Source organism: Streptosporangium minutum, assembly GCF_002149035.1.
GTDB lineage: Bacteria > Actinomycetota > Actinomycetes > Streptosporangiales > Streptosporangiaceae > Streptosporangium > Streptosporangium minutum.
Genome location: NZ_NGFP01000329.1, coordinates 1 through 9,015, shown reverse-complemented (window position 1 = coordinate 9,015; position 9,015 = coordinate 1). Strand labels below are relative to the sequence as shown.

At 70.3% G+C, this 9,015-nt stretch carries 6 protein-coding genes; 1 reads left to right on the top strand and 5 read right to left on the bottom strand.

All coding sequences use genetic code 11. The features are described from left to right. Positions 1-59 precede the first annotated feature (59 nt). The 5 genes from CA984_RS40070 to CA984_RS40045 all read right to left on the bottom strand — a co-directional run bounded on the left by CA984_RS40070 (position 60) and on the right by CA984_RS40045 (position 8,098). Positions 60-821, bottom strand: a complete 762-nt coding sequence (locus CA984_RS40070; protein ID WP_242676439.1) for an aminotransferase-like domain-containing protein — start codon at positions 819-821, stop codon at positions 60-62. 488 nt (positions 822-1,309) lie between these two features. Continuing rightward, on the bottom strand, positions 1,310-3,304 hold the full coding sequence (locus CA984_RS40060) for a Xaa-Pro dipeptidyl-peptidase (protein ID WP_086578583.1): 1,995 nt from the start codon (positions 3,302-3,304) through the stop codon (positions 1,310-1,312). Between the two features lie 101 nt (positions 3,305-3,405). Next, positions 3,406-4,377: a glycoside hydrolase family 6 protein gene (locus CA984_RS40055; protein WP_086578582.1), complete on the bottom strand. Its 972-nt coding sequence runs from the start codon at positions 4,375-4,377 to the stop codon at positions 3,406-3,408. Next, positions 4,374-6,389 (bottom strand): radical copper oxidase GlxA, encoded by a 2,016-nt coding sequence (glxA, locus tag CA984_RS40050; protein ID WP_086578581.1) that lies wholly within the window; start codon positions 6,387-6,389, stop codon positions 4,374-4,376. The genes CA984_RS40055 and glxA overlap by 4 nt, the downstream gene beginning before the upstream one ends. After that, positions 6,386-8,098 (bottom strand): glycosyltransferase family 2 protein, encoded by a 1,713-nt coding sequence (locus CA984_RS40045; RefSeq protein ID WP_086578580.1) that lies wholly within the window; start codon positions 8,096-8,098, stop codon positions 6,386-6,388. The genes glxA and CA984_RS40045 overlap by 4 nt, the downstream gene beginning before the upstream one ends. A 286-nt stretch (positions 8,099-8,384) precedes the next feature. On the opposite strand from CA984_RS40045, the gene CA984_RS40040 reads away from it, so the two are divergent. Next, the coding region (locus CA984_RS40040; RefSeq protein WP_108724683.1) for a nucleotidyltransferase domain-containing protein at positions 8,385-9,015 on the top strand (631 nt) is incomplete at its 3' end.

Below are 9,015 nucleotides of genomic sequence, written 5' to 3'. Positions count from 1 at the left end.
GTGCGGCTTCGCTGAGCACGCCGACGTCAACGCAGCTCGTAACATCGCCGCACGCGGTGTCACAAGCTGGGCAGTGAGTCACGCTGCCTGACGCGGACCAAACCGTCGAAGCCACCGACGGCGAGGAGCTGCAAGCTCAGTCCTTCAGGGCTGAGAAGCTGACAGGGATGGGGCCGGGCCGGGCAAGGCGAGGCAGAGGGCTTCCAGGGCGGCTGGGATCGCGTGCTCGGGTGGTGTGCCGTATCCGATGACCAGGCCGTCGCGTGGCGGCATCGTACTGTCGGGGTGCAGATAGGGGCCCAAGCCGTCCAGGGCGAGGCCGAGGCGGCGCGGAGGGCGGCTTGCTCGGTGCCCGGGGGGAGTTCGAGGACGGCGTGCAGCCCTGCGGCGATGCCGCTGACGGTGATGTGCGGGGCACGTTCGGCGAGCACGGCCGTGAGCAGGTCGCGGCGGCGCCGGTAGATTCCGCGCATCCGGCGCAGCTGGCGGTCGTAGGCGCCGCCGGCGACGAAGTCGGCGAGGGTGAGCTGGTCGGTGACGCCCGACCAGAGCTCGCGCGAGCCCTTGGCGGCCACGATGTCGTCCACCAGCCGGCCGGGTAGTGCCATCCAGCCAAGCCGGAGCGCGGGCGACAGGCTCTTGCTCGTCGATCCGAAGTAGACGACGCGGTCCGGATCGAGGCCCTGCACGGCGCCGACCGGTTCGCGGTCGTAGCGGAACTCGCCGTCGTAGTCGTCCTCGAGCAGCAGGCCGTCCGTGGCGCGGGCCCAGTCGATGACCGCGGCCCGGCGCTGCGGGTGCAGCGCTCCTCCGGTACTCAACCAGCGCCTGGCGCAACTCCAGCCGGCCACGGGGGTCGCCGACGCCGAAGGCCTCGTTGGGCGAGCGCGCGGTAGGGCGGAAGCCGCGCGGCACTTCGGCGACAAGGAACTCGCCCAGCTCATCGCCCTGATCTTCACGGTCAACACCTGGAACCGCATGAACGTGACCACGCGCAAGACCCCCGGCACCGAGTAGTCGCGTCTCCGCCCTCGTCGGCGGCCTGGGCGGTCGGCACCGCCTCACCGGTGGGCGTGCTGTGGATCGGCGGTGTGCCGGCCGTTCTGGTGCTGCCGATCGTCGGGAACACGCTGCGCCGCGAGACTCCCCCTTCCCATTGGGGATGAATCGGCCGGGAGGCTGTACATCAGCCTCCCGGCCGTTCCGCGGTCACGGCTCGGTGGCGCAGGGGCAGGCGTGCCACGTCGTCGTACGGGCACCGGTAGGTGACGTGGTGCTCGGTGTGGTGGGCTCACCCAGCCGGGGTGATCTAGCCGAGGGCCGATCGGCCGCCGACCAGGGGGAGCTCGACCGAGCTGTCACCGGGCTCGACCGAGACGCCGGTCCCGGCGGGCAGGCGAAGCGTGAAGTCGCGGTCGGTGGAGATGAGCACGACCCCGATCCGGTGACCGGCCTTGACGACGTAGTCGGTGGGCTGGAGGTCGAAGTCGAAGTCGTAGAAGCGGCCCTCGCGGAGCAGATCGGTCCGGGAGGCGGAGTGGCGGTTGCGGACGTCGATCCAGCCCCTGGTGATGATCTTGTAGGGGGCGGTCACCGTGACGTGCTCGGCCAGGCGGGCGCAGCCGGTGTCCCCCGGCACGCCCTGGCCGTAGCAGACCGGGGTGGGGCCGTAGCTGACGCCGCCGTAGGCGCGGGCGTCGGTGCCGTAGTCGACCAGCAGGGCCGTCAGATAGGGCGAGCGCCCGCCTCCGAACGCCGCCCTGACCGAGACGGCCGGGGTGCCGGAGAGCCGGGCGTCCTTCGCCAGCGCCGGCGACAGGTAGGCCAGCCGGTTGGGGTCGGTGGCCGTGATGTTCTCGGCCAGCTGCTCGGCCGTGCGGACGTTCTGGTCGGTGAAGGACTCCACGGCGTGGCCGCGGGAGCGCTCCCGGCTCAGGGTGCCGTTCTGGCCGCCCGTCCCGGCCGCCAGGCGCAGCCGTACGTCACGGGTGCCGGGCAGCGGCCACGAGGCGTGCTGGGCCCACTGGCCCGGCCCCGACTCCACGTCCGCCTGCGGCTCGTCCATGATGCCGTTGCGCAGGCCGTAGAGGTAGAAGTCGAACCAGTGATGGAGCTGGCGCAGCCACTCGGTGTTGCGCTGGGCGAAGGAGAAGGGGTTGAAGTGGGCGCCCTGATGGAGCCAGATCTTGCGCGGCACGCCCCGCCGGTCGAGCGCGTCCCACCACTGGACGGCCTGCTTGGTCTTGACGTTCCAGTCGTTGAGGCCGTGGACCACGAAGACGCTGGCGCGGACCTTGCCCACGTCGTTGAGGTAGTTGCGCCCGTCCCAGAAGGCGGAGTAGTCACCGGTGACCCGGTCCTGGTCGCGTTCGATCTCGTCCATCAGCGCGCCGCAGGCCTGCTCGGCGTTCTCCCTGGTGAGGACGTAGCGGGCCAGCACGTCGGCGTCCTCGCCCTGGTAGCCGCCGGCGGCGATCACGCCTCCGTTGGCCCGGTAGTAGTCGTACCAGGAGGAGATGGCCGCGATCGGCACGATCGTCTTGAGCCCCTTGACGCCGGTCGCGGCGACGGCGTAGGAGAGCGTGCCGTTGTAGGAGACGCCCGTCATGCCGACGTTGCCGGTCGACCAGTCGGCCCGGATCTCGTTCCCGGACGCGTCGAAGCCCCGGGCCCGGCCGTTGAGCCAGTCGATGGCGGCCTTGGGTCCGGCGGTCTCGTTGGCCAGGCCGGTCGTCGGGCAGCCGGTCGCGCGGCCGGAGCCGAGGTTCTCCACCAGCGCGACCGCGTAACCGCGCGGCACGAAGTAGTTGTCGTAGTAGCCGCGGAAGGGCGGCGCGGCCGCGCGGGAGGCGGCCATGTCCTCGTCGAGGCCGAACATCTCGTCGCGCAGGTCGTTGAACTTGTTGCGCCGGTACTCCATGCCCGCGGGGTCGGACCCGTCGAGGTCCACCACGTGGTTGGGCACGTCGTTGCCGCCCGCGTAGTAGGGGCTGGCCTCCATGATGACGGGGACCTTCAGCCCGGAGGCGGTCTCCTTGGGCCGCATGATGTCGACGGCGACCCGGTCCGGACGGCCGTCACGGTCGCTGTCGACCCCGGCGACCTCGACGAACACGGTCTCGGCCAGGGCGTCGGCGCGTGAGTAGACGGGCTGGGTCTCGTTGTTCACGATCGGGGCGGACGCGGATCGCGCGACCGCGGCGCTCTCCGTCGGGGCGGTCGCGGATCGCGCGGCCGCGGCGGGCAGGGCGCCGGAGGGGAGGGCGACCGCCAGGGCGATGAGGACTGTCTTCCATCTGTTCATCGAGGGGACTCCGAGAGGGTCGATGAAAATCTGACGACTCCGGTCAATGTCCTGCGAAGCAATCTTCACCTGCAAGATCCATGGTGTAAAGGATCGAGCGGTTATCCCGCGTTTCGCGCGAGTTCCAGGGCGTAGGAGGAGAACCACTCACCCGGCCGGGGCTCTCCCCGGTGGCAGTCGCCGTCGGACTCCCCCGGCCGTTTGATCCACAGGAAGGCGTCCACCCGGTCGTGCCCGGTCCGGGTCGTCGGCTCCGCGCCCAGCGCCCGCCCCCTGGGGTTGCACCAGGTGTCGGCGCCCTCGCGCAGCGGGCCGTTGCCGTTGCGCGAGGTGTCGATCACGTAGTGCGCCCCGCCGAGCCCGTCCGACAGGCGCCGGGCGGCGGCGACGCTCTCCTCGGTGGTGAAGAAGTTGCTGACGTTGAAGGCGAAGCCGTCGGCCTCGGTCACACCGGCCTGCCGCATCGGCTCGGCCCAGTCGCCGGCGTTCTTGATCCAGCCGGCGTTCCCGGCGTCCAGGTAGACCTTGGCGTTGGGCTGCTTCTTCAGCGTCCGCACCGCCTCGCGGAGCAGGCCGAGGCGTTCGGCCGCCCTGCCGCCCTGGGTGCAGCTGTCGAGGATGTGCGCCAGCGCGTCGGGTTCGACGATGACCCAGGCGGGGCGGTCGCCGAGAGCCTCGGCGAAGCGGCCGATCCACGAGCGGTACTCGTCGGCGCTCGCGGCGCCGCCCGCCGAGAACTGGCCGCAGTCGCGGTCGGGGATGTGGTAGGCCACCAGGACCGGCACCTGGCCGGCCTCCCGCGCCTTGGCGGTGATGTCGGAGACCCTGGCGTGCGGGTCCTGGTCACCGATCCAGATCGCGTTCGGCTGCTCGGCGATCCTGCGGATCAGCGCCGCGTCCTCGGTCTTCCCCTCCCCTTCCAGCCTGCGGAGCTCGGCGACGGCGGTGCCTTCGGGGTCGACGTAGAAGCGCGTCGCGCCGGAGCCGTCCGTGGTCGGGGGAGGACTCTCACCGCAGGCCGCCGCCACGAGGGCGAAGGCCAGCGCGGCGGCCGCGCTGCCGTACCTGTTCATCGATCTCCTCCGATGTGGACCCAGCGGGCCGGGGACGGGGTCCCCTTGGCGGTGACGCCGAACAGCATGTACCAGCCGGGCGGAGCCAGGGCGGGGTTGGTCGGGACCGTGACGACGATACCGGTGGGCACCCGGGTGAAATCGAGCTTGATGGAGCGCTGTTCCACGTCCGTGACATGGGTGACCGCGCTCGGCCGCATCAGCCGGACCTCCTGGATGCGCTCGGCGTCGGGGGTCTTGAACCCGGCCCGGGAGCCCATGCCGAGCATCCGCCGCCCATCGGTGATCACCGGCCGTTTCTCGCCGTTGTACAGGTAGGTCGGGGTGTAGATCTCGATCCGCTGGTCGAACGAGCCGGGGATCGTGCCCTCCTCGTCGGCGAAGAGCGGGTCGGAGCCCATGCTGAGCACCCGGCCGTCGGGCAGCAGCAGGCCCTCGGCGTGGTAGTTGCGGCCCACCGCGGGCGCCGCGGCCTCGTGGAAGCTGTTGCTCTTCGGGCGGTAGACCTCGGCCCGCAGGACGTCGCTGTCGCCCCGGCCGCGGTAGTCGCTGGAGCCGTTGAAGGAGAACACGGTGTCGTCGGGGAGCAGCACCGCCGACGGGTAGCGCACCGGGTCGGAGAGGTCCGGACCGCGGACGTAGCGGGGCGCGGGCTGCTTGAGGTCGACGATGGCGGTCCGGTCGGTGGCGTTGGGCAGGCCCGGCTGGCGCTCCCCGACCGGTCCGCCGCCCATCACCATGATCCGCTGGTCCTGCGCGGGGGGCAGCAGCACCGAGGCACCGGTCTCGTTGAGCTCCGGCTCGGGCAGCCCGGGGACCGGGGTGAAGGCCTCCATCTCGTCGGGCGCCACGCCGCCCACGCCGCCGGCCGACTTCACCAGACGGTCGGTGTCGTGGCGGTAGTCCCAGATGCCGGGGGGACGGAGCGCGAGCTGGCCCGGGCCGTATCCGGCGCTCATGCCGGAGAAGAACAGGGTGTCGTCGTCCAGCAGGAACAGCGCCGGGTAGCTGGGGAAGAACCGCTTGGGCCCCGGGATCCAGGTTCTGGTCTGCGGGTCGTAGAACTCGTTGTCCCTGGTGATCTGCCCCACGGTGTCCAGACCGGAGACCGTCATCACCTTGCCGTCGGGCAGGGCGGTCATCGTCGGATACCAGCGCCCCTCGGCCATGTCCTGGACCTTGATGTAGCGCTCGGCGATCGGATCGAACTCGTAGGCGTCCTTGATGCCCTGGAAGTCCTGCTTCTCCAGCGTCATGTCGGCGCCCATGGCGTACAGGTTCCGCTTCTCCCTGCCGGTCAGCCCCTGGATCTCGTACTTGACGTAGCCGCCGGGCGAGGTGAAGACGCCGGGGGCGCCCTCGATCACGGACTCGGCGAACACCTTGGTCTCGCTGGGCTTGATCCGGGCCTTGCCCGGCACGCCGCTCTCGATCTTCTCGGCGGGCGGCACCGTGATGTGCGCGGTGGTGCGGTAGAGCCTCCCGCTGGGGGCCGCGATCAGGGTGCCGGGGTGGAACTGCCGGCTGATGTGCGGGCTCTCGTTCTTCACCACCAGGGCCCCTCCGGCCCTCTTCACCTTGCTCTTGAGCACCTCGAAGCGGAGCGTGCCGCCGGCGATGAGGAGGTTGCCGTTCGGCAGCAGCACGTGGCCGGCGCAGAAGAAGTCGACGGGCGTGTCGATCATCTTGAACTCGCCCGCCTGCCCCGGCTTGGTGGGGTCCCAGAGCACGGTCTTGAAGGTGCCCTTGTCGAAGTTGGCGGCGTTGTTTCCGGAGCCGGCGACGATGAGCACCTTGCCGGTGCGCAGCAGCGCCGCGTGGATGGCGTTGACCTTGAACTCGTCGGGGACGTCCAGGAAGCTCCAGTGGCCGTGGCGCGCCTTGTAGTCGTCCCGGTTGATCCGGTAGTCGTGCCACTGGCGGGAGGCGAAACCGGCGACGGCCGGCAGGTTGACCCCGACGATCGCGGCGATCACGGCGGCGGCGATCAGGTTCTTACGCAGACGGCTCAACGGTTACCTCGGCTGGTCCACGCCCAGGTCGCCAGAGGCCCCAGGCAGATCACGAGGGCGAGAAACACCCACAGGGTCATGACCAGGTGCACGTGCCCGGTCCAGAAGACGGTGAGCAGCAGCCCGCCACCGAAGATCACGGCCCACCACAGATGGATACGGAAAGTCGCGATCTGGTCGGGACTGGCCGAATCGCCCTTGGGGGTGACGACGAACTTGCTCGGCCGCCGCAGCGCGGCCCCGATCAGCGAGGCCACGTAGATGGGCGCCGACAGCGCCGACATGACCATCCCCGCGACCCCGGAGGAGCCCTCCGGCTCGTGCGGGCTGACGTTGTGCCGGCGGTTCCAGGTGTAGAGCATGACCTGCAGCAGCGCGGCGTCGCCGTACAGCATCAGCCACACGTCCATGGGCACGGTCACGCCCGAGCCGCCCACCGCCATGAAGAGGGTGGCGCTCAGCCCGGCCAGCAGCCAGTTGAGCGCGGACATCGGGTAGAACGTCACCATCAGGCTGTAGTTGAACAGCCGTCCGGGCGACAGCCGGAACGCCGCCCGCCAGAACTGGGTGAGCAGCGTCTCATAGGTGCCCCTGCTCCAGCGGAGCTGCTGGGTGAAGAAGTCGGTCCACGACGACGGCCCCTCGCCCACGGCGAGCACGTCCGGGGTGTAGACCGACATCCAGCGCTCCCCGGTCTCCGGGTCGCGGGAGCGGTGGAACTCGATGCCGGTGGCCATGTCCTCGGTGATCGAGTCGTACAGGCCGCCGATCTGCTTGAGCGCCCGGATCCGCACCGCGTTGTTGGTGCCGACGAACATCGGCGCCCCGTACAGGTTGCCGGCGCGCTGGATCAGGGAGTGGAAGAGGAACTGCTGGCTCTCGGCGGCCTTGGTGACCCCGGCGGTGTAGTTGCCGTAGACCTGGGGGCCGACCACGAAGGCCACCCGCGGGTCGCGGAAGTATCCGAGCATGCGCTCGCAGAACTCCGGCAGCGGCACGTGGTCGGTGTCGACCGAGACGAAGAAGTCGTAGTCGTCGCCGTGGGCGTCCAGCCAGCTGTTGTAGTTGCCGTGCTTGGTCTTCGCCCGGAAGGAGCCCTTGGCCTGGTTCCACTCGGGCACGCCCTTGCGGCTGAAGTGGCGGGCGCCCAGCCAGTCGCAGAGCTCGCGGATCTCGGGGTCGTCGCCCTCGTCCAGCAGCCACACGTCGAGCACGCCGTCATGGCGGATCTGCAGGGCGGCGGACAGCGTCTCCCGGACCATCTCCAGCGGCTCCTTGCCGGGCACGCAGGTGGTGATGAAGGCCACCCTGCTGCCCGGCTCGGGCGGAACCGGGAGCGGATCCCTGGCCGCCAGCATGGCGTGCACGTTGGAGACCACGCTGACCAGGCGGAATATCTCGATCAGGGCGATCGCCACGAGCATGACCTTGTCGGCGACCGGGATGTACCACGGGAGCATGCCGTAGGGGTCGACGCGCACCGTCCAGTGGCTGGGCAGCAGCAGCCAGGCCATCATGGTGAACTCCACGACGAGCGCGGCGACCATCAGCAGCACCGCCCGCACCCGGTGCGGCTCGCCGGCGAGCATGGAGCGGTACTGGACGCGGTACGGCCGTCCGGGCTCCGGTTCGGTCAGGGGGCCGGCGAGCTGGCTGAACCGCTCGTAGTCGTAGAGGATGATCTTCGCTCTGTCGGCCGGGGAACTCATTGGTTCGGCGACCTCACAACACGCACGACGAAGACCGGCACTGTCCCCCCAGATGGATCGCACCGGCCGCCCGCGTGAAGACGCGATCACGCCCGGCCCGTAGATCGATAAACCGTCAAACATCATATTGGGCGGTAAGGCGGATCTCACCCGGTTCGACGGGTGTGGGACGGCTTAAACCTCCTTGGACCATGAAAAATCATGCGACTCGCCGCGGCCCGGCCGAGGGGTCCCGGCGGCGGAAAACCCGTGTCGGGGACCGGCGCCGGGCTGGCAGGCTTGACGGATGGAAGCACGGTACGTCCCCGATCATCTGGTGCTGTCGGTCGTGGTCGGCTCCCGCGCCTACGGGCTGGAGACCGAGGACTCCGACGTGGACCGGCGCGGGGTCTTCGTGGCGCCGACCCCGCTGTTCTGGCGGCTGACCAAGCCGCCCACGCACGTCGAGGGGCCGCTGCCCGAGCAGTTCTCCTGGGAGGTCGAGCGCTTCTGCGGCCTCGCCCTGGAGGCCAACCCGACGGTCCTGGAGTGCCTGTGGTCGCCGATCGTCGAGCAGGTCACCCCCGCGGGCGAGGACCTGCTCGCGGTCCGGCGCGCCTTTCTGTCCAGACGCGCCCACCGCACCTTCACCGGATACGCCGACGCCCAGTTCCGCCGCCTGGACCCCGAACGCCCCCGGTGGAAGCAGGCGATGCACATGATCCGGCTGCTGATCAGCGGCCTGCACCTGGCCCGCCACGGCGAACCGCTGGTCCGCATGGACGACCACCGCGACCGGCTGCTCGCCGTACGGCGGGGCGAGGTCTCCTGGGCCGAGGTCCAGCGGTGGCGCGCGGAGCTGACGGCGGCCTTCCAGGGCGCCGGCGCGCTTCCCGGCGAGCCGGACCGGCGGCGCGTCGAGGAGTACCAGGAGTACC

Excerpts from the sequence above, each read along its gene's own strand:
- CA984_RS40060 (WP_086578583.1), bottom strand. The coding sequence starts at position 3,304 with ATGAACAGATGGAAGACAGTCCTCATCGCCCTGGCGGTCGCCCTCCCC.
- CA984_RS40055 (WP_086578582.1), bottom strand. The coding sequence starts at position 4,377 with ATGAACAGGTACGGCAGCGCGGCCGCCGCGCTGGCCTTCGCCCTCGTG.
- CA984_RS40045 (WP_086578580.1), bottom strand. The coding sequence starts at position 8,098 with ATGAGTTCCCCGGCCGACAGAGCGAAGATCATCCTCTACGACTACGAG.